Origin of the sequence: Mycobacterium sp. WUMAC-067 (assembly GCF_020217485.1) — a bacterium.
Lineage (GTDB): Bacteria > Actinomycetota > Actinomycetes > Mycobacteriales > Mycobacteriaceae > Mycobacterium.
The window spans coordinates 45,984-71,717 of the sequence record NZ_JAEKMI010000027.1; the positions used below are offsets into that span (position 1 = coordinate 45,984).

Annotated in this window: 26 protein-coding genes; 15 read left to right on the forward strand and 11 right to left on the reverse strand. The window is 65.6% G+C overall.

The features are described from left to right. Positions 1 to 15 precede the first annotated feature (15 nt). The 6 genes from cynS (at position 16) to JF781_RS18680 (ending at position 4,367) form a co-directional block, all read left to right on the forward strand. A complete protein-coding gene (cynS, locus tag JF781_RS18655) occupies positions 16 to 501 on the forward strand; it encodes a cyanase (RefSeq protein ID WP_225326785.1) in 486 nt (161 codons plus the stop codon). Then, complete coding sequence (locus JF781_RS18660; RefSeq protein WP_225326784.1) at positions 498 to 1,565, forward strand: acyl-CoA dehydrogenase family protein; 1,068 nt, start codon at positions 498 to 500, stop codon at positions 1,563 to 1,565. Before cynS ends, JF781_RS18660 begins: the two co-directional genes overlap by 4 nt. Positions 1,566 to 1,578: 13 nt before the next feature. Beyond that, a complete protein-coding gene (locus JF781_RS18665; protein ID WP_225326783.1) occupies positions 1,579 to 2,199 on the forward strand; it encodes an RNA polymerase sigma factor in 621 nt (206 codons plus the stop codon). Continuing rightward, positions 2,196 to 2,465, forward strand: coding sequence for a hypothetical protein (locus tag JF781_RS18670; protein ID WP_225326782.1), 270 nt, complete (start codon positions 2,196 to 2,198; stop codon positions 2,463 to 2,465). Before JF781_RS18665 ends, JF781_RS18670 begins: the two co-directional genes overlap by 4 nt. Continuing rightward, on the forward strand, positions 2,462 to 3,376 hold the full coding sequence (locus JF781_RS18675; RefSeq protein ID WP_225326781.1) for a formate/nitrite transporter family protein: 915 nt from the start codon (positions 2,462 to 2,464) through the stop codon (positions 3,374 to 3,376). Before JF781_RS18670 ends, JF781_RS18675 begins: the two co-directional genes overlap by 4 nt. Positions 3,377 to 3,476: 100 nt before the next feature. Beyond that, positions 3,477 to 4,367 carry a universal stress protein gene (locus tag JF781_RS18680; RefSeq protein WP_225326780.1) on the forward strand — a complete coding sequence of 297 codons (891 nt, stop codon included), beginning with the start codon at positions 3,477 to 3,479 and terminating at the stop codon, positions 4,365 to 4,367. Here JF781_RS18680 and JF781_RS18685 read toward each other — a convergent pair. Continuing rightward, on the reverse strand, positions 4,362 to 5,669 hold the full coding sequence (locus JF781_RS18685) for an acyltransferase (protein ID WP_225326779.1): 1,308 nt from the start codon (positions 5,667 to 5,669) through the stop codon (positions 4,362 to 4,364). The two genes, JF781_RS18680 and JF781_RS18685, sit on opposite strands and share 6 nt — an antisense overlap. A gap of 82 nt (positions 5,670 to 5,751) precedes the next feature. Here JF781_RS18685 and JF781_RS18690 point away from each other — a divergent pair, with 82 nt between their 5' ends. Both JF781_RS18690 and JF781_RS18695 read left to right on the forward strand, forming a co-directional pair. Then, positions 5,752 to 6,723: an aldo/keto reductase gene (locus tag JF781_RS18690; RefSeq protein WP_225326778.1), complete on the forward strand. Its 972-nt coding sequence runs from the start codon at positions 5,752 to 5,754 to the stop codon at positions 6,721 to 6,723. Further along, positions 6,723 to 7,700: an NAD-dependent epimerase/dehydratase family protein gene (locus JF781_RS18695; protein WP_225326893.1), complete on the forward strand. Its 978-nt coding sequence runs from the start codon at positions 6,723 to 6,725 to the stop codon at positions 7,698 to 7,700. The genes JF781_RS18690 and JF781_RS18695 overlap by 1 nt, the downstream gene beginning before the upstream one ends. Here JF781_RS18695 and JF781_RS18700 read toward each other — a convergent pair. The 3 genes from JF781_RS18700 to JF781_RS18710 all read right to left on the reverse strand — a co-directional run bounded on the left by JF781_RS18700 (position 7,697) and on the right by JF781_RS18710 (position 10,191). Further along, positions 7,697 to 8,797 carry an NAD(P)-dependent oxidoreductase gene (locus tag JF781_RS18700; RefSeq protein ID WP_225326777.1) on the reverse strand — a complete coding sequence of 367 codons (1,101 nt, stop codon included), beginning with the start codon at positions 8,795 to 8,797 and terminating at the stop codon, positions 7,697 to 7,699. The genes JF781_RS18695 and JF781_RS18700 overlap by 4 nt on opposite strands. Positions 8,798 to 8,803: 6 nt before the next feature. After that, positions 8,804 to 9,322 (reverse strand): nuclear transport factor 2 family protein, encoded by a 519-nt coding sequence (locus JF781_RS18705; protein ID WP_225326776.1) that lies wholly within the window; start codon positions 9,320 to 9,322, stop codon positions 8,804 to 8,806. Positions 9,323 to 9,384: 62 nt separating this feature from the next. After that, positions 9,385 to 10,191, reverse strand: a complete 807-nt coding sequence (locus JF781_RS18710) for an acyl-CoA thioesterase II (protein ID WP_225326775.1) — start codon at positions 10,189 to 10,191, stop codon at positions 9,385 to 9,387. A gap of 208 nt (positions 10,192 to 10,399) precedes the next feature. Here JF781_RS18710 and JF781_RS18715 point away from each other — a divergent pair, with 208 nt between their 5' ends. The 4 genes from JF781_RS18715 to JF781_RS18730 all read left to right on the forward strand — a co-directional run bounded on the left by JF781_RS18715 (position 10,400) and on the right by JF781_RS18730 (position 14,378). Further along, on the forward strand, positions 10,400 to 11,647 hold the full coding sequence (locus JF781_RS18715) for an acyl-CoA dehydrogenase family protein (RefSeq protein WP_225326774.1): 1,248 nt from the start codon (positions 10,400 to 10,402) through the stop codon (positions 11,645 to 11,647). Continuing rightward, positions 11,644 to 12,510 (forward strand): hypothetical protein, encoded by an 867-nt coding sequence (locus JF781_RS18720; protein WP_225326773.1) that lies wholly within the window; start codon positions 11,644 to 11,646, stop codon positions 12,508 to 12,510. The genes JF781_RS18715 and JF781_RS18720 overlap by 4 nt, the downstream gene beginning before the upstream one ends. A 78-nt stretch (positions 12,511 to 12,588) precedes the next feature. Then, positions 12,589 to 13,518: a TIGR03564 family F420-dependent LLM class oxidoreductase gene (locus JF781_RS18725; RefSeq protein ID WP_225326772.1), complete on the forward strand. Its 930-nt coding sequence runs from the start codon at positions 12,589 to 12,591 to the stop codon at positions 13,516 to 13,518. Positions 13,519 to 13,595: 77 nt separating this feature from the next. Beyond that, complete coding sequence (locus tag JF781_RS18730) at positions 13,596 to 14,378, forward strand: SDR family oxidoreductase (RefSeq protein ID WP_225326771.1); 783 nt, start codon at positions 13,596 to 13,598, stop codon at positions 14,376 to 14,378. 28 nt (positions 14,379 to 14,406) lie between these two features. Here the strand turns inward: JF781_RS18730 and JF781_RS18735 are convergent, their stop codons facing one another. From JF781_RS18735 to JF781_RS18760, 6 genes are all read right to left on the reverse strand, one after another. Beyond that, complete coding sequence (locus JF781_RS18735) at positions 14,407 to 17,310, reverse strand: RND family transporter (protein ID WP_225326770.1); 2,904 nt, start codon at positions 17,308 to 17,310, stop codon at positions 14,407 to 14,409. Continuing rightward, a complete protein-coding gene (locus JF781_RS18740; protein ID WP_308011532.1) occupies positions 17,307 to 17,741 on the reverse strand; it encodes an MmpS family transport accessory protein in 435 nt (144 codons plus the stop codon). Before JF781_RS18740 ends, JF781_RS18735 begins: the two co-directional genes overlap by 4 nt. Positions 17,742 to 18,040: 299 nt before the next feature. Beyond that, positions 18,041 to 18,649: a TetR family transcriptional regulator gene (locus tag JF781_RS18745; protein ID WP_225326769.1), complete on the reverse strand. Its 609-nt coding sequence runs from the start codon at positions 18,647 to 18,649 to the stop codon at positions 18,041 to 18,043. Between the two features lie 179 nt (positions 18,650 to 18,828). After that, entirely contained in the window at positions 18,829 to 19,755 is a 927-nt protein-coding gene (locus JF781_RS18750) for an alpha/beta hydrolase (RefSeq protein WP_225326768.1), read from the reverse strand. Positions 19,756 to 19,909: 154 nt separating this feature from the next. Further along, positions 19,910 to 20,578 carry an enoyl-CoA hydratase-related protein gene (locus JF781_RS18755; RefSeq protein WP_225326767.1) on the reverse strand — a complete coding sequence of 223 codons (669 nt, stop codon included), beginning with the start codon at positions 20,576 to 20,578 and terminating at the stop codon, positions 19,910 to 19,912. A gap of 35 nt (positions 20,579 to 20,613) precedes the next feature. Then, on the reverse strand, positions 20,614 to 21,243 hold the full coding sequence (locus JF781_RS18760) for a TetR/AcrR family transcriptional regulator (RefSeq protein ID WP_225326766.1): 630 nt from the start codon (positions 21,241 to 21,243) through the stop codon (positions 20,614 to 20,616). A gap of 136 nt (positions 21,244 to 21,379) precedes the next feature. Between JF781_RS18760 and JF781_RS18765 the strand changes: the two genes are divergently transcribed. Continuing rightward, complete coding sequence (locus JF781_RS18765) at positions 21,380 to 22,387, forward strand: GTP-binding protein (protein WP_225326765.1); 1,008 nt, start codon at positions 21,380 to 21,382, stop codon at positions 22,385 to 22,387. A gap of 26 nt (positions 22,388 to 22,413) precedes the next feature. Next, positions 22,414 to 23,241: an acyl-CoA thioesterase II gene (locus tag JF781_RS18770; RefSeq protein ID WP_225326764.1), complete on the forward strand. Its 828-nt coding sequence runs from the start codon at positions 22,414 to 22,416 to the stop codon at positions 23,239 to 23,241. 606 nt (positions 23,242 to 23,847) lie between these two features. Here the strand turns inward: JF781_RS18770 and JF781_RS18775 are convergent. Continuing rightward, positions 23,848 to 24,012 carry a hypothetical protein gene (locus JF781_RS18775; RefSeq protein ID WP_225326763.1) on the reverse strand — a complete coding sequence of 55 codons (165 nt, stop codon included), beginning with the start codon at positions 24,010 to 24,012 and terminating at the stop codon, positions 23,848 to 23,850. A 777-nt stretch (positions 24,013 to 24,789) separates the two neighbouring features. Here JF781_RS18775 and JF781_RS18780 point away from each other — a divergent pair. After that, the coding region (locus JF781_RS18780) for a site-specific integrase (RefSeq protein WP_225341290.1) at positions 24,790 to 25,734 on the forward strand (945 nt) is incomplete at its 3' end.

Here is a 25,734-nt window from a genome sequence, read left to right on the forward strand (position 1 = left end):
TCTCAAACCCGAAGCATGGCAAATACATTGACCAAATCCGACCTCGCCGCGGCCATCAGGCTGGCCCGCGCCAGACAAGGACTCAGCTGGGCAAAGATCGCCGAAACCATCGGCAAGGACCCGGTGTGGACCGTCGCGGCGCTGCTTGGGCAGCATCCGCTCTCGGCCGGCGACGCCCGGGCAGTGGCGTCGCTCCTCGGCCTCGACGAGGAGGCCGTGGCCGTACTGCAAATGATGCCGCACCGGGGATTCGATGCGACCATAGCGAAAGACCCCACCATCTACCGGTTCCACGAGGCGCTGGCCGTCTACGGTCCGGCGATCAAAGAACTCATCCATGAAGAATTCGGGGACGGCATCATGAGCGCGATCAACTTTCAGCTCAGCGTGCGGCGCCGTCCGCACCCGCAGGGCGACCGAGTGGTCGTCACATTCGACGGCAAGTTCCTCGATTACGCGTGGCAACACTCCGCCGAGCAGCCTCAGGAGGTAGCGCAATGACGGCGACCCTGGATCCCGCGGCCGGCCGGCTGGATGTCGGCCTGTTGGACGACATTCGGGCCCACGCCGCGGCGCTGGACGGCGGCGAGGGCCATTCCCGTCGCAGCTTCACCGGGTTGGGGGAGGCGGGCCTGCTCGGGCTGGGCGCCCCGGGCAACGCCGACGGCCGGCTCCCGACGATGGCCGAGGTGATCCGGTTGATCTCCGGGACCTGCATGAGCACCGGGTTCTCGCTGTGGGCCCATCGCATGACGGTCGAGTATTTACTCACCGCCGCAACCCCGTTCAGCGCGACCGCCGTCGGTCCATTGCTGTCGGGAAACGTGCTGGGAGTCACCGGCATGGCCGCGGCGTTCAAGGAGGCAGCGGGTTGCGGCAGCGTGGAATTGACCGCCACACCGGTGGCCGGCGGCTATCGGGTGTCCGGTCCGATCAGGTGGGCCAGCAACCTGTACCCGGACTCGACCATGGTGACGGCGGTGCGTACCGATGCCGGCGAGAGATTGATCGTCGCCTTGCCATTGGACACACCCGGGGTTCTCCTGGGTGAGCACTTCGATCTGCTGGCCATGGGGAGCACGGCGTCGTCGTATCTGAACCTGGACCGCGCAGTCGTCCCCGACGGTCAGGTGCTGTCGCGGGATTTCGAGGGCTTCCTGCAGGCGGTCCGCCCGACTTTCCTTGTCCTGCAGTCGGCGATGTGTCTGGGGCTGGCCAGGACGGCGCTCGAGCAGGCAAGGCTGGGCCTCGGCGGCGTCAACTCGGTCTTCGGTGCCGACGTCGACCGCGTCGCGGACAAGCTGACCGAGGCCGAGGCGACGCTGGCGCATGTCGCCGCCGCCGTCGGGGGTCCCCGGACGCCCACCAAGAAGGAGCTGCTGTCGCTGCGGCTCGCCGCGGCCGAACTGGCCAGCGCCAGCGCTGATTTGGAGATCCGAACCGCCGGCGGCAAGGGGTATGCGAGCCGAACGCCGGTGAGTCGGCGCTACCGGGAGGCGGCGTTCATCCCCGTCCAGTCGCCGTCCGAAGGCCAACTGCGCTGGGAGTTGGCCCGATGCGCGTGAGCACGGGTCGACGATGGTGACTCCGGTGGCGGTGCCGCCGGAGGGCACCCAATCGCAACTCCTGGTCGGCGGGGTTCCGCTGGCCAGCCTGGTGCGCGACTATCACCGCCCGATGGTGAATTTCGCGCGGACCATGGTGGATTCGCCGGCGGTGGCCGAAGAAGCCGTGCAGGAGGCGTGGGTGCAAGTGCTACAATCGTCGGATTCGTTCCAGGGGCGCTCCTCGGTGAGCACCTGGTTGTTCGGGATTGTCAAGCACACCACCGCACGGCACCGGCGCCGCGAATCACGAATCCGCCATCACGAGGTGCTGGCCGCCGCCGATGAAGACCCGCTGTCGGGCCGCATGCATCCCGAGGGCCACCCCGATGCCGGACACTGGCGCGTGCCGCCGTCCCGCCGCTTTCTGCCGGAAGATCACACCGTCCAAAGCGAACTCGTCAGCTACGTCCGGGCGGCGCTGGATGCCTTGCCCGAGCGGCAACGCCAACTGGTCATCCTGCGCGACATCGTCGGCATATCGGCCGACGAGGCGGCCGAGCTTCTCGAACTGTCCAACGAGGCGCAGCGCGCACTGCTTTACCGCGCCCGGGGAAAACTCCGAAACGAACTGGAAAAGCGGTATCGACGATGACCGTTCACGACAACACCGTCCCTGCTATCGATTGCGTCGACTTCGTCCGCCTGGTCGACGACCTCGTCGACTCCGACCCGCGGCAGTGGGGCCCGATCGTCGCCAAGCACCTCGACGAATGCCCCCCGTGCCTGATCTATCTGCAACAGATGCTCGACCTCAAGATCCTGCTCGGCCACGTCTTCGACGACGAAGAGCTCGGCGAGGACCACATCTCTGGAGTCCTCAACGCGGTCAACACCTTACGGAAGGGCGAACACGGATGACGCTCAACGCTCAAGCGCAGCTGCTGCCGAACTCGGTAACGGTGGCGGACCCGGTGACCGCGGTGCCTACCGGCGGCGCCCTCGACGGTGCCCGCGAGGACCCCTTCGAGCCGCTGGCCGTAGGCGCCATGGTGGATCGGGTAGCGGCCATGGCGGTGGAGAAGGCCGCGCATCCGTGGGCATTTTTGATGCGCTCCTTGGTCGGCGGCGTAATGGTGGCGTTCGGGGCGCTGCTGGCCCTGGTGGTCAGTACCGGCGTCAAAACCCCTGGGGTGGCAAGCCTGTTGATGGGCCTGGCGTTCGGCATGTCCTTCGTCCTCATCCTGGTGTCGGGGATGTCGCTGATCACCGCGGACATGGCCGCCGGCTTCCTTGCCGTGCTCAAACGCACGCTGAGCGTTGGCAACTACGCATTGCTGGTGACCGTCGGACTGATCGGCAACATCGTCGGTGCACTGGTATTCGTCACCATCTGCGCCGCGGCCGGCGGCCCCTACCTGGGCGCTTTTGCCGACCGCGCGGCGACCGTCGGCACGCTGAAGGCGGGCCAACCCTTCTGGACCGCCCTTCTGCTCGCCGTGGTGTGCACGTGGTTCCTGCAGACCTCGATGTGCATGTTCTTCAAGGCCCGCAGCGACGTCGCCCGGATGACATTCGCGTTCTACGGCCCGTTCGCATTCGTGATCGGCGGCACCCAACACGTGATAGCCAATGTCGGTTTTCTCGGTCTTCCCTTGCTGCTCAACCTCTTCCACCCGTCCGCACCGCGAGGCGCGATCAGCTGGGGGTTTGGTGCGCACGGGTTGCTCACCAACATCGGCATCACCACCGTCGGCAACCTCATCGGCGGCACGGTCTTCGTGGCGCTGCCGTTCTGGATCATCGCGCGGCTGCAGCGCCGCCAGATCTAAGCGCCGGCGACGGCACTGCGGCCCGGCGATCGAGAAACCTAAGCCTCACGACAGGCGGGTCGTCCTCGGGTAGCGTTGTTGATGAGTGAGGGAGAACGAAATGCCCGGACCCGTCAAACAACTCGGTGTCGTCGTGGCGGTCGACGGCTCGTCGGCATCAACGGTCGCCGCGCGCTGGGCGGCCCGGGAAGCGGCGATGAGGGGCATCTCGCTGACCGTCGTCCACGCGGTGTCCACCCCCGCGGCGACATTCCCGCCGGTCCCGTACCCCGAATCCCTCGTCACCAATCTCGAAGACGAAGGCAAACAGGCGATCATGCACGCGGTGAAGGTCGCCGAGGAGGCGATGCCGGCGGATCGCACGGTGCCCATCGGAAGAAAGCTGGTGTACTCGACGCCCGCATCGGCGCTGCTCACGATGTCCGATACTGCGGAGATGATCGTCATCGGCGGCTCCGGGCGCGGATTGCTGGCCCGGGGTCTGCTCGGGTCCGTCAGCTCGACCGTCGTCCGTCACGCGAATTGTCCAGTCGCGGTTATCCGCGACGAAGGGCTACCGGATTCGCCGGACGCTCCGGTCGTCCTGGGAACCGACGGCTCACGGGCTTCCGAACTGGCAACGGAGATCGCGTTCGATGAAGCGTCGCGTCGCGGGGTCGACCTGGTGGCAATCCACGCATGGAGCGACGCCGCCATCGACGAAGTATTTGAAATCGACTGGCCGGTCGTGGAAGGTGAAGCGCAACGCAGCCTGTCGGAGAGTCTGGCGGGCTGGCAAGAACGCTATCCCGACGTCACCGTGCACCGGTTCATCGCCCGCGATCGGGCGGCGCGGCACCTCATCGACAAATCAGAAAGTGCACAGCTCGTCGTGGTTGGCAGTCACGGACGAGGTGGGCTGACCAGAATGCTGTTGGGGTCCGTCAGCAACGCGGTGCTGCATTCGGCCCGGGTGCCGGTGATCGTCGCTCGGCCGGTGGCTTCTTCATAGCGTGTTCACTGGGCGGGCCGTGGGACGCAACGCCGCGCAGAGCGCCCCGGCGGCGAAAACCACCGCGATCAGCCACGGGAAACGCCCATCGGGAGCGAAGCCCGCTGCGGCGACGACGGCCAGGGCGTAGGCCGCCATCGCGGCGCCGGTGAGCATCACCGGCTCGGCCCAACGCTCAGTGAGTGGGACACCGAGCAGTGGCAGGGGAGCCGCGAAAACCCTTCGCGCCCACCACAACAGCGCGATCTCGACCGCGGTCACGACGCTGAGTATCGCCACCCATTCCAGGCGGGCCAGCCACCAGGCGGCGCTCCCTTCGGGGGGCTGCGGCAAGAGTCCGGTGGGATACCCGATGATCGCCACGATCACGACGGGAATCATGTGCCACAGGTAGAGGGCCATGATGTTGTTGTTGGCGATGGACAGCGCCCGCTCGACACGGACGGCGCGCAGCGCGCGGTTGAGGGTGGGTGCAAGCGCCATCACAATGCCCGCTTGCGCGCCGCCAAAGGCCAACAGCGCCACCGTGGGTGGTGTCGTGTTGTCGATGGTCTGGCCCGGGACGCCGATCATGCTGATCGGATAGACCCGCAGCCAAATCAACACCGCCAGCCCCGCCGCCGAGACGGCGGCCAGCAGCCAGGGTCTGCGGCCGGTCAACAGCCCACCGCGCCAAGCGATCCCGAGCTGATACAACGCGCCCCAGCCCAACAGGTAGTTCACCCAGTCGAGATAGTGCACGTGAGCGCCGAGCCTGGCGGCATCGATGACCGCAACCGCGAACACGAGCGACGCCGGCGCCCACAGCCCCCAACGGCGGTGTGCGGCAATCGCAACCGGCGTCAACGACACCACCACCAGATACACGGCCAGGAACCACAGGTGCATCGCTACCGCCCAGCCGGCGTACTCGAGGACCGAACCGCCAACGCCGCAAAAGCTCAACGCAACAACGACTACCGACACCAACGCCGTGTATGCCGCGGTCGGCCCGAGCACCCGGGCCAGCCGATGCTGCAACCAGGTCTGGCGCGAGACTCCATCGGTTTCGCGCCGATGCGTCCACGACACCGCACCGGCGTAACCCGCGACCAGGAAGAACGTCGGCACCGCTTGGAAGGGCCAGGTCAGCCACTGGGTCCAGGGCATGTCGACGAGCGGGTTCTGCCGGCCGAACTGCCCCTCGTGGTAGGTCACCGACCCGGCCAGCCAGTGTCCCAGCACGATCAACACCACTCCGGATACGCGGAAATAGTCGACTGCCAGATCGCGGGCCGGCCGCTGGCTGTTTGCGCGGCCCATCAGATCGGGGGAAGCTCGACGCGGGACACAGCGCCACGGTACCCGTCCCATCGCGTGAAGCCGCTGGGCGCACAATGACTCCATGAAACAAGCGCGCCTCGCCAACCTGCAAGTCGGCCGCCTTGGACTGGGCGCGATGGGAATGTCGGTGGCCTATGCCGGCGCCGGCAGCGACGACGCCGAATCGATCCGCACCGTCCATCGCGCCATCGACCTGGGTGTCACCCTGATCGACACCGCCGAGGTTTACGGCCCCTACGTCAACGAGGAACTTCTGGCGCGTGCCCTGAAGGGCCGCCGTGATCAGGTGGTGGTGGCGACCAAATTCGGTCTCATCTCGCATACCGGCCGTGACGGGCTCGACAGCAGCCCCGCCAATGTCCGTCTGGCCGTGGACGGTTCGCTGCGGCGGCTGGGGACCGACCACATCGATCTGTACTACCAGCATCGCCTCGACCGCCGGACCCCGATCGAAGACACGATGTCCGCACTGGCCGAACTGGTCGCCGCCGGGAAGATCCGGCACGTCGGTCTTTCCGAAGTCGGCGTAAACACCATCCGCCGCGCGCACGCGGTGCATCCCCTCACGGCCGTCCAATCGGAGTATTCGCTGTGGACGCGCGACCAGGAACAGGAGATACTGCCGTTGCTGCGCGAGCTGGGGATCGGGTTTGTCGCCTACTCGCCGCTGGGCCGCGGCTTCCTCACCGGTACCGTCCGTTCCACCCGCGAGCTTCCCGACACCGACTATCGCAAGACAAATCCGCGGTTCTTCGACGAGAACTTCCAGCACAACCTACGGTGCGCGGACGAAGTGCGCGACATCGGCGCTGACATCGGCGCCACGGCGGCCCAGGTCGCGTTGGCGTGGCTGCTGGCCAAAGGCCCCGATATCGTGCCGATCCCGGGCACCAAACGCGTCGCCCGCCTGGAAGAAAATGTGGGGGCCGACGCGATAGAGCTGGCCCCGGACCAACTGGCGCGGCTCGATTTTCTCACCCCACCCGTGGGAGGGCACCATGCGGAGGCGCAAATGGCATGGATCGACCGCTAGTGGCCAACAAGAAGCTGGTAATCGGCGCCAGCGGATTCCTGGGATCACACGTCACCCGACAGCTGGTGGCGGCCGGCGAAGACGTGCGAGTCATGTTGCGCCGCACCAGCTCCACGGCCGGTATCGATGATCTCGATGTCGAGCGCTGCTACGGCGACGTGTTCGACGACGCCGCGCTCCGCGCCGCGATGGCGGGCTGCGACGTCGTTTATTACTGCGTCGTCGACGCCCGCATGTGGCTGCGTGATCCGGCGCCGCTGTTCCGCACCAACGTCGAGGGCTTGCGCCACGTTCTGGAAGCGGCCCTGGGCGCCGACCTGAAGAAGTTCGTATACACCAGCACCACAGGCGCTTTGGCGATCAGCGACGACAAACCGGTCACCGAACAGGACCCGCACAACTGGGACCAGGGCGGCGCATACATCGAGGCGCGGGTGGCAGGCGAAGATCTGCTGCTGTCGTACGCACGGGATAAAGGCCTGCCGGGTGTGGCGATGTGTATCTCCACCACCTACGGACCGGGGGATTGGGGACCGACCCCGCACGGTTCGCTGATTGCTTTGGTCGCCAAGGGTCGCTTTCCGTTCTATTTCGATTATTCGGCCGAAGTGGTGGGCATCGAAGACGCCGCCAGGGCAATGCTTCTCGCGGCCGAGCACGGACGCAACGGCGAACGCTACATCGTCTCCGACAGGTACATGAGCGTCCGGGAGCTGCACGCAATCGCCGCCACCGCCGTCGGCAGACGAGCACCGCGCGTCGGCATCCCGATGTCGGTGCTGCGTGCCGGGGCGCGGGTCAACGACGCGGCGGCAAGGCTGCTGGGCCGCGACTTACCGTTCGCCTACGCGGGAATCCGGATGGCCGAATTGATGTCGCCGCTCGACCACTCCAAGGCCACCTGCGAACTGGGCTGGACGCCCGAACCCGTCGAGGACTCGATCCGCAAAGCCGCCGTCTGGTTTGCCTCGCGCTAGTCGATGCTGGCCAACGCCGCTGTGCCGTACTTCTTTTCGATCAATCCCCATGGGTCGGCGTACGGGCCGCGTCCCTCCAGCCGGCGCTGCACCATGAAGACGGCGCGCAGGATCGGACGCAACACCGGGCCAAGCAGCCGCAACACGTTCCGCATGGGGCCCTGCGACTCGGCGAGCCAGGCCACGGTCTGCTGCCAGTCGTGCTCCTGAAACTCGAGCAGCGCCTGCGCTTCGGTGGTGTCGTACCAACCGGTGAAACTCCAGCCGCGGTCGTCGCCCGGGTCGCCTGGCAGGCCGGCCGAGGGGCCGAGCGGGCCCAGGCCTGCCGCGGTCATGAGGTCGTCCTGCAGGACGTGCTGATGGAGCACGTACGTGTCGTTGCCGCCGATGAGCAACACCTTGCCGGAAATGGTGGCTTCGCGGTCGACACCGTTGGCGAACGCCAGTGCCACGTCACGCGCATCCACCGCATGGATGCGGTTATCGCTCGGCATCGACCGCATCAGGATGAGGTAGTCACCATTGATGCTGGCCTGGGTGTCCGGCGAGATGACGCCGGCGAGCCGGTAGAGCGCGTAGGGCAGGCCGCTGGCGCGGATCGCCGCCTCGGCAAGCACTTTGTCCTGTCCGTATTGATCGACGGGGTTCACCGGGGTGTCCGGGGTGATCCGCTCGGGCTGGCGGAAGGGGTTTCGCGATCCGTACACCGCGGCGCTGGACGCCATGAGGAACAACGGTGGGCGGGGGAGTGCGGCGCAGGCCGCCAAGAGATGCTCGGTGCCACCGACGTTGACGCGCCGGGCCAATCCGGGATTGCGATACGAAGGTGGGGAGACGATGGCGGCCAGATGAACGATCGCGCCGGGCCGGTGGGCGCCGACCAGATCGCGCACCGCGTCGGCGTCCAGTAGGTCGGTGTAGGCGGGAATCAGCGTCCCAGGGTGATTTCCGGCGGACAGTGCTTTCTCGACGGCCACGGTGTTGTCGTTGCGCAGATCCATCGCCACGACGGTGCGCCCCCGCTCGAGCAGGAGCTGCGTGCAGCGCCTACCGACCTGTCCGAACGCGCCGGTGACCAGCACGGTGTCGACAGCCACGACGCGTCACCGATCCATCAGCCGGCCGGCGATTTTGCCGATCGCCGTGCGGATTCGGGGGGACACGTAGATCGAGAACAGGGGCGTCACGATGTCCTCGCGGAGTCGAGTGAGCTTGGAGCTCTTGATAAGCCATCGGCCGGCGACGTTTTCGTAGGTCTCGTGGTAGTGGCCGTAGCCGACCAAGGTAACCCCGGGGCCGAAACGCACGACGTCTTGCAGCGCCCATATCCCACGCGCCGTCGTTGCCGACGTGAGCTCGATTTCGGGGGTGTGTACCTGGTGCGCGGTGGCCTGCGTGGGGCGGCCCAGGGCCCCGCGGGTGAAGGCCACGAAGTCGTCGGCGCCGGCGATCACCTTGCCGCCCGCTTCGGAGGTATCACTGACGAAGTCGTCGGCGAAGATCGTTCGCCAGGCCGCCCAGTCCTTGGTGTCCAGGTAGCGGCAGTAGCGGGCTTTGAGCTGCTTGATGGATTCGATCGCCGGCAGTGTGTCGGCGACCAGGCTTTCCGCGCTCTCTGTCATTGCGGCTCGATTCTGTCCGTAAGCGTCCTGGCGTGACGTTTCCCTGGCGAAGTGTAAACCTGTCAGCCTTTGAAGTAGACGATCTGATGTGTGGTGGCCAGCAGGCCGCCCGCCCGGGTCCACACCTGTGCGCTCTGGTCGAAGTAGCCGTTTGCGAAGCGGTTGGCGTGGGCGGTAGCCAGCACGAAATCGCCCGCGACGGCCGCGAGTTGCTGCTGATCGGCGTGAAAATACGTGGTCAATGAGATCGTCCCGGACGGGAGGAAGCCGCCGCGACGCAGGAACACCCGCGGGTAGAAGATGTCGCACAGCGCCGCGAGGGCCGGGTAGTCGACCGGGCGTTGCGCGCCGTCGCGCACCCACAGCGTGGAGGTCGAGGAGGGGCTGGGATCCTCGCCTTTGCCGGGCATCACACCCTCGACGTACCGCGTGTCGTAGAGGCCGGTCCATCGAACGAGGCCCGGATCGACCGCGGACAACTGCTCAGGGGCCGGCGCGCTCGGCGGCTGCGCTTCCGTGTCGGCCCAGCTCTCGCGCCGGATCGCAAAGATCGCGGTCGCCGTGGTCCTGACCACCCCGTCCTGGCTGAGCTCGATGATCCAATGCTGGTTCGTGCGGTTGGTGCGCGCGGCCCGAAGCCCGATGTCGAAGTCGCCGTCGGCGATCGGTGCGGCGAAGTTGACGGTCAGGGCAAGCGGTTCCCCGATGCGGTCGGGGTGTCCTTCGACGGCGGCCAGCATGACGGCGGCGGTGATCCCGCCGAACGGCCCGACCATGTTGGCCCACTCCGCGTGCGTGCGACCGCGCCTGACGTCCGCGCTGATCGTGTCGAGGCGGACCGCCTCGTCGAGGGGATGTGCGTTGGGCATGTTGGTTCCTTGATCGCCAGGCCGTTGAGCGCCGACGACCAGCCGAACAATTCACCGCACGCCTCGGGCACGAGTCGACGGCAGACTACTTGCGGGCGACCCGGCGCCGGACACGGGGTCTGACACCCTTAGCGCGCCTGTACACCCGCGTATCCGTTGCTGTACAGTCGCCCAGCACAAGGACGATGGTCGAATGAGAGGCCAACCGGTGACTTCCGAGTCGGTCGAGGAATTCCGGAGCCGGGCCAGGGCCTGGCTCGCCGCGAACATGCCACGACTCGATCCGGCCAAGGCGGCGTCGCTGGAGCGAGATCAGCTGCCGTCGTGGCGCCGGGCCCGCGAGTTGCAGAAGCTCCTGTGGGAGGGCGGATTCGCCGGCATCTGTTTCCCGCGCGAGTATGGCGGCCTCGGGCTGGGCTACGAATACAAGAAGGCTTTTGACGCCGAGTCGCTCGGCTACGAGACCCCGTTGCTGCTCAACGTCCCGTCCTTCGCCATCTGCTGCGCCACGATTCTCGATATGGGCAGTGAGGAGCAAAAGCGCACCCACATCCCGGCCGCGCTACGCGGCGAGGAGGTGCTGGTGCAGCTGCTCTCGGAACCCAGCGGGGGATCGGATCTGGCGGGCGTCATCACCCGCGCCGAACGCCGCGACGGGCGATGGATCATCAACGGCGCCAAGACCTGGAGCACGTGGGCATTCGCCGCCGACTACGGCCTGTGCCTGGCCCGCACCAACTGGGACGTGCCCAAACACGACGGGCTCACGATGTTTCTGGTGCCGCTTCGGCATCCCGGCATCACGATCAACCGCGTCGAACAGGTCAACGGGTCGATCGAATTCTGCGAAGAGTTCTTCGACGACGTCGACGTGGGGGATGACGCCGTTGTCGGCGAACCGGGCAAAGGCTGGGAGGTCGCGTCGCGCCAGCTCTACCACGAGCGCCGCAGCATGGGCGACGGTTCTGAATACACCAGCGGGCCGGGAATCGCTGAGGCCGAAGATGTTTCGGTCGACCTGCTGACGTTGGTCGACAAGACCAACCAGCACGACAGCGAACGGGTCCGGGAGATGATCGGGCGCGCCTTGGTTCACCGCACGGTCCACGGTCAGCTCAGCGAGCACGTCTTTCATGCCGTCGCCAGCGGAGCGCTGCCGCCGACCGCGGGATCGATCATCCGGCTATCGATGGCCGCGGTGCACGACGTCGAAACCGACACCGCCCTCGCCGTGTCGGGGACGTCGGCCGTGGTCGAGGACGGCAGCGCGCTGCTCGACATCGGGACACGCTATCTCGGCCGGCAGACCGCCAGTATCGGCGGCGGCACCACCGAGATGGCCCGCAACGTGATCGGCGAACGCGTGCTGAACTTTCCGCGCGAGCGTGCCGACGACCGCGGCGTGCCGTTCAATCAGGTGCGACGCGGCAAAAGCCCGGGAGGCGAACGTAATTGAGCGATCAGCTGCGTGACATCCGCGAGTTGGCGGGGGACTCCGACGCCTACCGCGACGAACTGTACCGACGCTGGACGGGGCTGCTCAGCTACCGCTACATCGGCCGCAAACACTCTTCGATGAACCTCGGCGAGACCGACGACACCGTCACCATCCGGCGCGACATGCGCAACGATGCGGGCGGAATCATGGTGGCGCCGTTGGCCATTTCCTCCCCGGAGGGCTGCCAGACCGACATGGTCGCCGTGCCCAATCCGGTCATCGCGTCGGTACAGATCGTCGACCCCGGCTACGACGTCACACGGGTGGAGATCGTCGGGTCGGGCGTCGTGCACCAGGGACGCACCATGGGCTACGGGCGGTGCATGATCGTCGACGCCGACAATCCGCAGCGGGTGATCGCCTTCGACGAAGGGCAGGGGGCGATCATCGGCATCCCGCCCGAAGGCTTGGACAGGATGGATGTTTCGGGCACCGAACTGGTGATCGAGGACTCTCCCGACCTGCCACCGCTGTGGCAGGCCTTCGGCGCCAGCCGTCGCGACGACGGCCACTGGGTGCTGCCCGAGCTCAGCACCGAACTCGCGTCACCGGATGCAGCGCTGCACATCGGACCCCAGCACGTCGTTCTCGAGGCCGCCGCAATCGATTTGGCCGCCGAGGTCGCGGGAACCAAGATGCTGCAGGTCGTCAGCTGGCACGTGATGTTCATGTCCCGCGGCAAGGTGGGTCCCTTCCGAGTCGAGGGGACGGCACATCCCGGCGGGCGCGGGCGCGTCGGCGTGCGCATGCTGCTGCACGACGAGGGCAACGCCGACAAGGCCGTCACCTCCGCCGCGGCGGTCTTCGACATCGTCGGCTGAGCCGGGTTAGGCGCCCTCCGCCTGGGTGCACCCCGGCGAAGGGCGATAACCTTCCCGGAGGCGACGCGAAGGAGCGTGATGGTCATGCAGGTTTCTCTGTTCGGGCAACTCAGCGGATCGGGCAGTCAATCGCCGATCGACGCAACGATCGCCAACCTCGAGATGCTGCGAGACGAGGGTTTTGCCCGGGTGTGGATGAGCCAATTGCCTTATGAGCCAGACCTTCTCACGATCCTGGCCATCGCGTTGCACGAGGTCGACACCATCGAGGTGGCCAGCGGTGTGGTGCCGATCCAGAATCTGCATCCGATGCTCATGGCGCAGCGCGCCCTCACGTTGAGCCTCGCCTCGGGTGGCCGGTTCACCCTCGGGCTCGGGATGACCCATCAGGCGGTCACCGAGGGGATGTGGGGCATCCCGTGGGACAAGCCGGTGCGCAGGCTCAACGAGTACCTCGACGGGTTGTTGCCCCTGCTGGCCGGTGAACCCGCGGCCGCGGCGGGGGACACGGTGACCACCCGCGGTGCGCTGATGATCTCCGAGGCGCCGCGCCCCGACGTGTACATCGCGGCCCTGGGTCCGCAGCTGCTCAAGATCGCCGGGCGGCGCACGTCGGGCACCTGCACCTGGATGACCGGCCCCAAGACACTGGCCGAGCATGTCGGCCCGAGGCTGCGGCAGGCGGCCGCCGACGCCGGCCGGGAAAACGAGGTGCGCGTCGCCGCCTCGTTGCCCATCAGCGTCACCGACGATGTCGACGCCGCCCGCAAGCAGGCGGCCGAACAGTTCGCCATCTACGGCCAGTTGCCGTCGTACCGCGCGATGCTCGACCGCGAGGGTTACGCGGGGCCGCAGGATGCCGCCATCATCGGCGACGAGGACACCGTCCGCAGCCGACTCGACGAACTGCGTGCCGCAGGCGTCGACGAGTACGTCGCCGCGACGTTCGATCCGTCGCCGGAGGGCCGGGCTCGCACGCGGGCGCTGCTGCGGGCGTACGGCTCCTGACCGGCGTGTGGCTATGGCCATACATTGCCTCCGGTACGTATGGTGCATAGACGAGCTCACACGACAGGAGAAGCGCAGTGGCAGAACGGTTGGCGGGAAAGGTCGCCCTCATCAGTGGCGGCGCCCGGGGGATGGGCGCATCGCACGTGCGGTCGCTGGTCGCCGAGGGAGCCAAGGTGGTGTTCGGTGACATCCTCGACGACGAGGGCAAGGCGGTGGCGGCCGAGGTCGGTGACGCGGTCCGCTACCTGCACCTCGACGTGACCAGGCCCGAGGATTGGGATGCGGCGGTGGCCACCGCCCTGAGCGAGTTCGGCCGCATCGACGTGCTGGTCAACAACGCGGGCATCATCAACATCGGCACCCTGGAGGACTACGCGCTCTCGGAGTGGCAGCGCATTCTCGACATCAATCTGACCGGAGTGTTTCTCGGGATCCGTGCCGTGGTGAAGCCGATGAAGGAAGCGGGCCGGGGATCGATCATCAACATCTCCTCGATCGAGGGGATGGCCGGCACCATCGCCTGCCACGGCTACACGGCAACCAAATTCGCGGTGCGGGGGCTGACGAAGTCGGCCGCACTGGAACTGGGGCCCAGCGGAATCCGGGTGAACTCCATTCACCCCGGCCTCATCAAGACCCCAATGACCGATTGGGTCCCCGACGACATCTTCCAGACGGCTCTGGGCCGGGCCGCGCAACCCGTCGAGGTCTCCAACCTCGTGGTCTATCTGGCCAGCGACGAGTCCAGCTACTCCACCGGCTCGGAGTTCGTCGTCGACGGCGGCACCACCGCCGGCCTGGGGCACAAGGACTTTTCCAACGTCGAGACCGACGCGCAGCCGGACTGGGTTACGTAGGCTCCGCCCTCCACCGCGACGAAATGGGTTACGTAGCGGCCGTGACCGATTCGCGCTCTTGGGCGGCGGGTTGGGGCCATGGTGACGGGACCGGGCGTTGACGTACGTGTTGTGGCCACCAGAACCACTTGCCCAGCAGCGCCGCAATCGATGGTGTCATCAGCGACCGCACGATCAGGGTGTCGAATAACAGACCCAGGCCGATGGTGGTACCCACTTGGCCGATGACCGTCAGCTCGCTGACCGCCATCGTCATCATCGTGAAGGCGAACACCAGACCGGCTGACGTGACCACCGACCCGGTGCCGCCCATCGAGCGGATGATGCCCGTGTTCAGGCCGGCGTGGATCTCTTCTTTGAACCGCGCCACCAACAGCAGGTTGTAGTCGGCGCCCACGGCCAGCAGGATGATCACCGACATCGCGAGCACCATCCAGTGCAGCTCGATGCCGATGAGGTGCTGCCAGATCAGCACCGACAGCCCGAAGGATGCGCCCAGCGACAGCAAGACGGTTCCCACGATGACCGCCGAGGCCACCACACCGCGCGTGATGAGCAGCATGATGATGAAAATCAGGCACAGCGAAGCGATTCCGGCGATCAACAGGTCGTAGGTGTTGCCGTCGCTGAGGTCTTTGTAGATCGACGCGGTGCCCGCGAGGTAGATCTTGGAGCCCTCCAGCGGCGTGCCCTTCAGCGCCTCGTAGGCCGCCTTTTTGATCGCGCCGATGTGCGAAATGCCTTCCTGCGACATCGGATCGCCGTCATGGCTGATGATGAAGCGCACGGCGTGCCCGTCGGGGGAGATGAAGTTCTTCATGCCCTTCTTGAACTCTTTGTTGTTGAAGGTCTCAGGGGGCAAGTAGAACGAATCGTCGTTTTTGGAGGCGTCGAACGCTTTACCCATGGCGCTGGAGTTCTTCTGCGCCTCTTTCTGCTGATCCTGCAGACCCTTCTGGGTCGAATACATGGTCAGCATGGTCGTTTTCATCGCCTTCATGTTTTCGATCATGGACGGCATCAGCGCCACCATCTGAGGCATCAGGGTGTCGAGATGGTCCATCACCGGTAGCAGGCTCTCGATGTCGTCGGTCATGGTGTCGATGCCGTCGAGGCCGTCGAACACCGAGCGCAGCGACCAGCACGCCGGGATGTCATAGCAGTGCTTTTCCCAGTAGAAGTAGCTACGCATCGGCCGGAAGAAGTCCTCGAAATCGGCCATATGGTCGCGTAATTCGTTGATGTCGATGGTCATGTCGTGCATCTTCTTGACCATGACGTGCATGTCGTTGGCCATCTGCACGGTGATGCTGGACATCTTTTCCATGCTGTCGATGGTCGTCTGCATCATGTCGGCCTGGTGCAGCATGTCGGCCATCTGATCTTCTTGATACTTCTGGCTCATCTGCTGGCTGACGCCCTGCATGCTGATCTGGAAGGGAATCGACGTGTGCTCGATCGGCGTGCCCTGGGGACGGGTGATCGCCTGCACGCGCCCGATGCCCGGCACGCGGAAGACCGTCTTGGCAATCTTGTCGATCACCAAGAAGTCCGCTGAATTCCGCAGATCGTGGTCGCTTTCGATCATCAGCACCTCGGGGTTCATCCGCGCCTGCGAGAAGTGCCGATCCGCGGCCGCATACCCCTCGTTGGCCGGCAGGTCCGTTGGTAGGTAGTTGCGGTCGTTGTAGTTGGTCCGGTAGCCGGGCAGGGTCAGCAAACCCACCAGCGCCACCCCGATGGTCATCACCAGGATCGGGCCGGGCCAGCGCACGACGAGCGCACCGACCTTGCGCCACCCGCGAATCCGTTGCGTGCGCTTGGGTTCCAGCGTCTTACCGAAGCGGATTACCACGGAGATGACCGCGGGACCCAGCGTCAACGCCGCCGCGACGACGACCACCATGCCAATCGCCAGCGGGATACCCAGCGTCTGGAAGTAGGGCAGGTTGGTGAAGTGCAGGCAGAAGGTAGCACCGGCGATGGTCAAGCCCGACCCGAGCACCACGTGCGCGGTGCCCTTGTACATCGTGTAGTACGCATCGACTCGGGACTCGCCGATAGAGCGGGCTTCCTGATATCGGCCGATCAAGAAGATCGCGTAGTCGGTGGCGGCCGCGATCCCCAGGGTGACCAACAGGTTCGTGGCGAACGTGGAGAGCCCGATGAGCTTGAAATAGCCTAGGAACGCGACCATTCCGCGCGCGGCCGACAGCTCGAGGACGACCATCACCAGCGTGAGCAGCACCGTGATGACGGAGCGATAGACCAACAGCAGCATCGCGATGATGACGGTGAACGTGGCCGCGGTGATGAGCTGCATGCTGCGGTCGCCGGCCTCGTGCTGGTCCGCCGACAACGCCGCGGGACCGGTGACGTAGGCCTTCACCCCTTTGGGTGGGGTCACGCTCTTGACAATGTGTTGGACCGATTCCACCGACTCGTTGGCCAGGGCCTCGCCCTGGTTACCGGCGAGGTAGACCTGGACGTAGGCGGCCTTGCCGTCGTTGCTCTGCGCGCCCGCTCCGGTGAGTGGATCGCTCCACATATCTTGTACGTGTTCAACGTGTTTGGTGTCGGCGTCGAGCTTCTTGACGACCTCGTCGTAGTAGGCGTGCGCGTCCGCGCCCAGCGGATTCTGTCCCTCGAGGACGATCATCACCGAGCTGTTGGACTTGTACTCGTTGAAGATCGCGCCCATGCGCTTGGTCGCGACCACCGACTGCGCGTCATCCGGTGCCATCGACACCGAGCGCATCTTGCCGACCTCCTCCAGCTGGGGGACGGAGACGTTGAGCACCGCGATGATCGCGATCCAGCCCAGGATGATCGGTACGGCGAATGTCCGGATGAGCCGCGGGATCTTGTCTCGCACCGGTTCGTCGACGACGGGGATGGTGTCGGTGCGGGCGTCGTTGAACGTTGTGCTCATGCGGATTTCACCAAGCAGAAGGTCAGGGCGTGTACGCCGTGGGTGATGTTCTCGTCCTTGACTTCGTCATCGATGGTGATGCGGCAACCGAGGGAGTTGCCGTCGCTTTGTGCCGAAAGGTTCGGGAAGACCGAAGGGGCGGTGGTGCTCAGGACCAGCGTCCACGGCAGAGGTGCGCCGTCGATTCGCTTCGGGTCGGCGGCCAGATCCAGGTAGTTCACGTTCGCGTAGCTGGCCGAGCCGAAGACTTCGTATTTGACGACCTTGGGCTTGAACGGCTTGGACTCATCGAGTCGCGGGCTGGTCATGACGCCCGTGTCGTGCGCGCTGAAGAACGACTTGACCCGAACGACGGCAAACCCGCCGACCAGCACCACCGCGACGATCAACAGCGGCAGCCAGGCGTTGCGCACAAATCTCGATATCTGCACCTAGGTGATCCCTTCCTCATCACGCGGACGTGACACGGATCAGCGTTTGCGCGACTGGAGGTCGTGGCCAGGTGAGTGCCCACAAGTCGCACCGATCAACAACGAATTACGTCGATTGCTTTGGTTCGTGCGCAAGACCGTCAAATGCGGTGAAAGTCACCCATCCCCACTGCTGACGTCCCCGGCGGCGACACCCGGCTCACCTTGTTGCTGCAGCCTCCCCGGGCACCGCCACCAGCGCATAGTACATGATGTGCATATCTTGCAGTGTATGCAACATTTGCTGCTGGTGTTTCAAATCACTTCGTGAAGATGCTGTTCACCAGCGCGGCGGCACGTTCAACATAGGGCATCGGCGTGTCGGCTTTTTCACTCGCCTCGCCGCTTGCCCACCGCTCGAGGCCCGACCGCACCGCCGTCAGCGCCAGCGCGGAAATCAGCGCGGCCATCTCGTCATCGGGTTGCATCGCCTGGCGGCGGACGATGATGTCGGTCAACTGGTTCTGGAATCGTTCCAGATCGGCGAGGAATGCCGCCAGAACGGCGGGCGACGTCTTGGCGAGTTCGAGCATGTGAGCTGCGTGTTCGCGCCGAGGTGGCACGTCGCGCAGGTGGTGTGCCGCCAGGGTGATCAGCTCTGCCAGGACGACCGAATAGGGGGCGGGTCCGGCGGCGACGAAATCCTCGGCCAGCTCGGCGGGGATGTCTGAGGGGCCGTAGGCGAGAGCGGACTCCTTGTTGGGGAAGTAATTGAAGAACGTGCGGGTCGACACTCCGGCTTCGGCGCAGATTTCGTCGACCGTGACCTTGTCGAATCCCCGTTCCAGCGTGAGGCGCACGGCGGCGTCGCGGATGTCGGCGCTCGTCTGGCGGCGACGGCGCTCGCGTAGCCCTAGGGGATTGGCCATACCCATATAGTTGCACGTTGTGCACAGTTTGCAGTCAAAAGGTGCCATGTTGACGGTCGGACGGCACGCCTGACGGCGGAAGCAACTACGTTCCGGGCTTTCGGCACATCGCGCCATCGTCGTTCTGGCGCAACATCATTGGACCAGCCGCGGCGGTACAAGAGCCGGGTTCGGGCGAGTCATCCGCTGGGGGCGAGGGCGCCCCGCAAATAGTCGCATTGACTCTCGAAGAACTTCGCCGAGATCACCGCCTTGTCGGCGATCTGGTCGAAGGCGTGAAACGCCCCCGGAACGATCTCCTCCTGCACCGGCACGCCCGCTTCACGCAACCGCCGCGCATACTCGAGGCTCTCGGAGTAGAAGAGGTCCAGCGTTCCGACGCCGATCCAGGCGGGCGGCAAGCCCGACAAATCCTTCCGGCGCGCCGGTGCCGCCTCTTCGGGGTCGGCCCCGTCGAGGTACCACTGCCAGGCCAATTGGTTGTCGGATTCGGTCCACATGATCCGCTTGGGCCCGTCTCGCCTGGCGCCGGTGCGATCGTCGAGCATCGGATACACCAGCATTTGGAAGGCGATTTTGACGTTGTCGCGGTCGTGTGCCCGCTGCGCCACCGCGGCGGCGAAATTCCCACCGGCGCTGGCGCCGCCGACGGCGACGCGATCCGGGTCCACCCACGGCTGGCGCGCCAGCCAGAGCAAAGCCGCATAACAGTCCTCGACCGGTATCGGGTAGGGGTGTTCGGGCGCCAACCGGTGTTCCACCGCCGCGATCGCGACGCCGGTGCGCTGAGACAGCAGGCGGAGGTACTTATCGTCCTGGGCGGCGTGACCCATGATGGTGCCGCCGCCGTGGATCCACAACAGCGCCGGCGCGCGGTCGGGAAGGCCGGCCGGCCGGTGCAGACGCACGCTGACGTGCTCATTGACCGCGGCCACCGGCACGGTGCGGATGCGGCCGGCGTTGCCCATCAGGTTCATGATGGCGCGCTGCAGCTTCAGACCGCGGTGCAAGGCGTAACCCCGGGGCAGGAATCGAGCCACTTTGCGAAGACCGGGGTCCAAGACATGGGGCGACGTGTAGGCGTTATCGGGAAGGCCGTTTGCCATCGGATGCCTCTGTTCCCTCGCGCCGGCAGACATGCTGACCATACAGGACGGAGGTAATGTCCATGCGTGGGAATTTGAACCAGTTTCAGCGGCATTCGCGTCGTCACGGGTCGCGCCCGGCTGCGGACGCATTGGCCAAGCGGCACAGCCCGTTTCAGAGCGCCTCGTCGCTGTCGGTCAGTGCGCGCACGACGTGACCGAACATCGTCTGTTTGATCGCTCCGAGCGTGCCCGGGTCCTTGCCTCCCAATGGGCGAATCTGGTCGACGGCCGTGCCGGTGACCGCGTCCGCCGGACAGACGACGTCGACGATGCCGAATTGTGCTGCGTCGGGCCCGCTGAACCGACGGCCCGTAGTCATCGAGGCCACCGCGGCGCGAGGAGTGAGTTTGGACTGGATGAGCGCGGCCATGCCCGGGTTGAACGGAATGCGGATGTCGACCTCGGGAAAACAGAAGTACCCGCGATCGTCGCGCATGGCGCGAAAGTCGTGCGCGATCGCCAGCATTGCTCCGGCACCGAACGCGTGACCGACCACGGCGGCGGCGGTGGGAACGGACAGCGTCAGCACGCGCGCGAGCAGCCGGTGCACCCGATTGATGTACCACGGTCCCCGGTCGGTGTGGGCGCTCAGCCAGTCCAGATCCAGCCCGTTAGAGTAGAACTTTCCGCCGGCGGTGGTGACCAGCCCCAGGGCGCCATCCGAGATGACCTGATCGAGCGCGGCCTCAACGTCATCCAAAAATGCTGGGGAGAAACGGTTCTCATCGTCGCCCAGCCGGATGATGGCGATCTTGTCGTCGTAATCCAGTTTTACAGCCATGTGTTCCCCTGACTTTCTTTCATGGTTCTCATCGGTCAGCCGCGTCGTTGCCGCGCGGCGGGAGGTCCGATCTCCAGCACGGCGCGCACGGCCGCGCGCAGATGCGCTCGCGCTGTGGCGCTTCCGAGGCGGTCTCGCCGAAGCAGCAATGCGGTGGGCAGGTCGACGACGCAGCTGGTTATCGTGTCCACCGCCGCCGCGTCCTTGCGCTCCCACACCGCGACCGCAAGCCGCACCATCAAATCGACGAGAAGTTCGTCGAGGCGTCGCAATTCGTCGGCAATGTCGTCGGGGACATCGTCGGCGAGTACTTCCTCGCGGCGCACACGCAACAACAGCGTCGATGAGCCGGGATAATGCTCAGTGAAAACCACCGGCGCGTCGGCGGCGGCCACCACCGCTTCGCTGGGACCGCCCGGGTCGGTACCGGTCGCGGCGTCGTCGACAAGTGCCGTCTGTACCGCCAGGAAACGCCGGCCAGCCCGCAGCCAAGCCTGGCCCATCAGCCCGCCCCGCGATGTGAACGTGTGGTACACAGCGCCGTTGGAGACACCCACGGCCGCGCCGACCGCCCGGATGGTCACCGCGCTCGGGCCCGACCGCGCGACCAGGTCCTCGACGGCGTCGAGTACGGCGTCGGGATCATGTAGGCGAGGCCGCGGCATGTAGCCACCATAACAGAGCGTCTGCTCTATTACGCTCCGGGGCGTGAGTATCTCCCTGTGCCGCGGGGCACGATCCGACCGTGATATGGCGCCGGTTAGCATCGGACGTCCGGATGTCGGTGCGGAAGGTAGGGCATTGGCTGCGATACCCGTCATCGCGCTCACCGGTCATCTCGGCGCCGGCAAGACGACGCTGCTCAACCACTTGTTGCGCTATCCCGGCACCCGAATCGGTGTCGTGGTCAATGATTTCGGCGACATCAACATCGACGCTTCTCTGGTGGCCGGTCAGGTCGACGAACCGGCCTCGATCGCCGGCGGATGCATCTGTTGCCTGCCCGATGGCGGTGGGCTCGACGACGCACTCGTCAAACTCGCGGATCCGGCCCGGCGCCTTGATGCCATCGTCGTCGAGGCCAGTGGTCTGGCCGACCCCGTGGCGATCGGGCGGATCATCGGTTTCAGCGAGATACGGGGGGTCCGGCCGGGGGGACTCGTGGATGTCGTCGATGCGGTGAACCATTTCGACACCGTCGACTCCGGGACGCTACCGCCGGTCCGCTATGGTGCGGCGTCGCTGATCGTTGTCAACAAGCTCGACCAAGTGCCTGACTGCGAGAGGTCGGCTGTGGTGCAGCGCGTCACACAGCGTGCGACGCAACGGAACCCGCACATTCATGTCGTGGGCACATCGGGTGGCCGGATCGACCCGGAGCTGCTCTTCGACGCGTCTGGCACGTCCGGACAGGTTGGCCAGCTCTCGTTCCTGGACTTGGTGCCCGAGCACGAGCATGACCACGTCCATGCTGATGCGGTCACGGTGGCCGGCGCTGGTTGTATCGACCCCGACGCCCTGGTCGATCTTCTCGAACAGCCGCCTCCGCAGGTGTTCAGGATGAAAGGCATTGTGGCGGTGCGGAACCGGACTACCGTCCGCGAATATGTCGTCAACCTGGTGGGTAGCGCAATACACATCGCGAAAGCACCGCCGGGGTCCATGGCCAATTGCCTGGTGGCGATCGGGATGCATCTCGACATCCCCGCCGTACGCGCGCGCCTCGACAACGCGCTGCAGCCGGCGTCGGGGCCGGCGCCGGCGCCGGCATTGCGGCGTCTTCAACGGTACCGGCGGCTCAGCGGGTGAGCGATGATGCGGCAAGATACGCCTTGATGTCTTCTTCGCTGGGCGACGTGCTCGCCACCTTGGAGCTCGACCGAGTCGACCAGTGGCTCTTCGTCGGGCAGCAGCTTCCCGCGCCCGCCAATCATATTCTCGGTGGGCATATCTCGGCTCAGGCGTTGTTGGCGGCAAGCCACACCGCGCCGGGTCGAGCGCCGCACAGCGTCCACACGTACTTCCTGCGGCCGGGCGACTCGCGTCGGCCGGTTGATTTCGAAGTTGTCGACCTGCAAGAGGGCCGGACGTTTTCGGCGCGGCGGGTCACCGCACGCCAAGATGGCAAGATTCTGATGGAAGCGATGTCGTCGTTCAAAGTCGCCGATTCCGCGCCCGCGCACGTCGTTTACCAGCCGCCCATGCCAGCGGCTCCGAGCCCAGAGTCCCTGCCGTGGGTTACCCCGCATTTAGCGGAGTCCGACGAAGGCACCCAAGGGCGCTGGGCCAGCCTGCGCTGGTTCGAACGCCGGATCATCGACACCGAGGTCGCTCCACCCGCACGCGCGTCGATGTGGTGGCGACCCGACGGGCAAGTTCCCGACGATCCAGTCCTGACCGCCAGCCTGGTGGCCTACCTGTCGGCGGTGACGTTGACCGAGCCGGCATACACGGCACGCGGTGGTGTCGGGGCATCGGCTCAGCGTGACCATTCGGTGTGGTTCCACGCTCCGGCGGCCGTGTCGGATTGGCTTCTCTACGACCGCTCGTCGCCGAGTAGCGCCGGTTCGCTGGCGCTGGCGAGTGGGACGATGTTCAACCGTACAGGCGAGCTGGTGTGCACGGTGAAACAAGAGATGTACTTCCCGGCGCACGCGGCCTGAGATCGCAATTGATGGTCCGTCGCGGTGCCCGTTCCGATGGTTCGCCTTTCGACGTGACGCCGTTGCCATCTCAATAGGGCTGCGCTGCAAGGAAATTCGTCACAGTGACGTAATTAGGCCATAGGAGTGGGAAGTGGGGAAGGGGATATGGCGGCCGGGTTTCGGTCCGCAAGCGCGACTCGGTGCCCCTTCCGCGTCATGTCTCGTCGCCATCGGACATCTCGCAACGGTCGCTGCGGTTGACGAAGGAGTCGAAGCCTGGCGAGCCACGGTGTCATCCACCGCCTAACGCAATCGTCACGGTGACGAATTGGGCGGCCCGGGTGCCACTCACCGGGCGGGGGCGACTCGGCCGGCGCGGACAAATTCGGGGTAGTGATTGCCGGGCCGCCGGAATGGGTAGTCGGTTTAAACTCACGCCCAGCTAAAGTCTGGACGCTTGCGATGGGAGGGCTCGATGAGTGTGTTCGTTCGTCGCGTCGTGTGCGCCGTGGCGGTGGCATTAGGACCCATGGCGTACGTGGCATCGGTATCGCCCGGCGTGGCCTCCGCCCAGCCCCCGGATTGCGGTGCCGGTAACTGGTGGAATCCGGGAGCCAATGCGTGTCAGCCGGTGGCGCCGCCGCCCCCGGATTGCGGCCCTGGCAACTGGTGGAATCCCGGGGCCAATTCGTGCCAGCCGGTGGCGCCGCCTGATTGCGGTGCCGGCAACTGGTGGAATCCGGGAGCCAATTCGTGCCAGCCGGTGGCGCCGCCGCCGGAGTAGCGCATCGCCGCTGCGGCGAGTAGTTTTGCCGAGCGCGGCAGTGTTCTAGATGTGGCAGCCGGCGTGGACCGGGGCGGTGCACGCCGGTTTGCCGATTATGCCGGGAGCAACTGCCTGGCCAACCGTTCGTCGCGTGATCAGATCCGTGCGTCGGTTCATGTAGCGACAAGGACGGGAATCTGGCCCGCGGTGGCCGCGCATTGGTGCGGGCCTCATGTGCAGCCGCCACAAAGCAATTCGTCACTGTGACGCAATGGTGGCGGTAAAGGCCGGTCGGGCATGCGAGGCCGAGGATCACTCAATGGGCCTGCGCTGCGATGTCGTGGGATGCGTTCGTTTAGCGATCACAGAGCTAGTTCATCGCGGGACTGGCACGCGTACACCGACGGCAGGTTTCTTACAGAGCGTTCCGCGGCTTTCGCAGTGGTCACGGGGTTGCGGGGGCTCGTTTTTCGCCCGACGCGACGCGCTAGCCGCTTCGCGCTGGTCAGCATTATGCCGATAAGCGACATTATGTCAACTAAATCACTGCATTTTCATCCGATGAATCACGCAGCAATCGTGTGACTCTCGCCTACCGACCCGGTACCCATGGATGAAACAGCCTGGACACCAGGGGTTTTCGGTGGATGCGAACGAGTATGCATGACCCCCTCTCCGGCTGGCCGCCGCGACACGCATCGGCGAACGTTCGTTTTGCGATGGACCTACCTGCGGCGATGTGGTAATGATTCATTAGATGATTCAATGATGCATCAGATGAGACGTCCTGGGAGGCTGAATTGCCCGTCGACAAGAGCGGTCGCGTGGTTCTGGTCGGGTCAGTTCCGCTGCTGCATCCGGAGGCCCAAACCGTCGAGGACATGCTCGACGGCTGGCGCAACCAGCAACTGTGCCGCAACCTCGACCACGAGACCATCAGCAAGCGCATCGCCCTGGTGCGCCGCTTCATCGACCACTGCAACGAGTACCCCTGGGCCTGGACACCGGCGATGGTTGAAGAGTTCTTCGCCGATCTGCGCGGCATCAAAGGCCGGGCGCAATCGACCGTGCGCGGCTACCAGAACGGCCTACGGTTGTTCTGCTCGTACATCGCTGATCCGGACTACGGCTGGGATCGGGTATGCGAGCAGCGCTTCGGCACTCACCCTGCGCAAGTGTTCTTCGAGTGGAACACCGCTGCCCACGTCCAAGACAACGAGCAGAATCCGCTCAAGCGGCCCTTCACCAAAAAGGAGCTGCAGGACTTCTTCGATCATGCCGACGAGCAAGTGTCCCTGATTGCCAATGCCCGTAAGAAGGGCTGGCTGCCGGCTTACCGCGACTCGGTGATGTTCAAGGTGGCCTACTCCTACGGGCTGCGCTTCAATGAACTGCGACACCTGCAGACCGTCGACTTCTCGCGCAATCCGCACGCCGCCGAATTCGGGCGCTATGGCGCGGTTCTGATCCGGTACGGCAAGGCCAAAAAAGGCTCACCGCCGAAGCGGCGCACCGTGTTCACGGTGTTCGACTGGACACCCGAAGTCATCGCCGACTGGCTCACCCACGGCCAACCGTATATCGACGACAGCATTGACCTGTTCCCCAGCGAGCGCGGCAGCCTGATCGCTGAGACCACCCTGCTGCGCCGCTTCCGGCGCTACTGCGACGAACTGGATCTGCCGGCCGGACTGGATCTGCATTCGTTTCGCCGCTCGCACATCACCCACCTCATCGAGGACGGC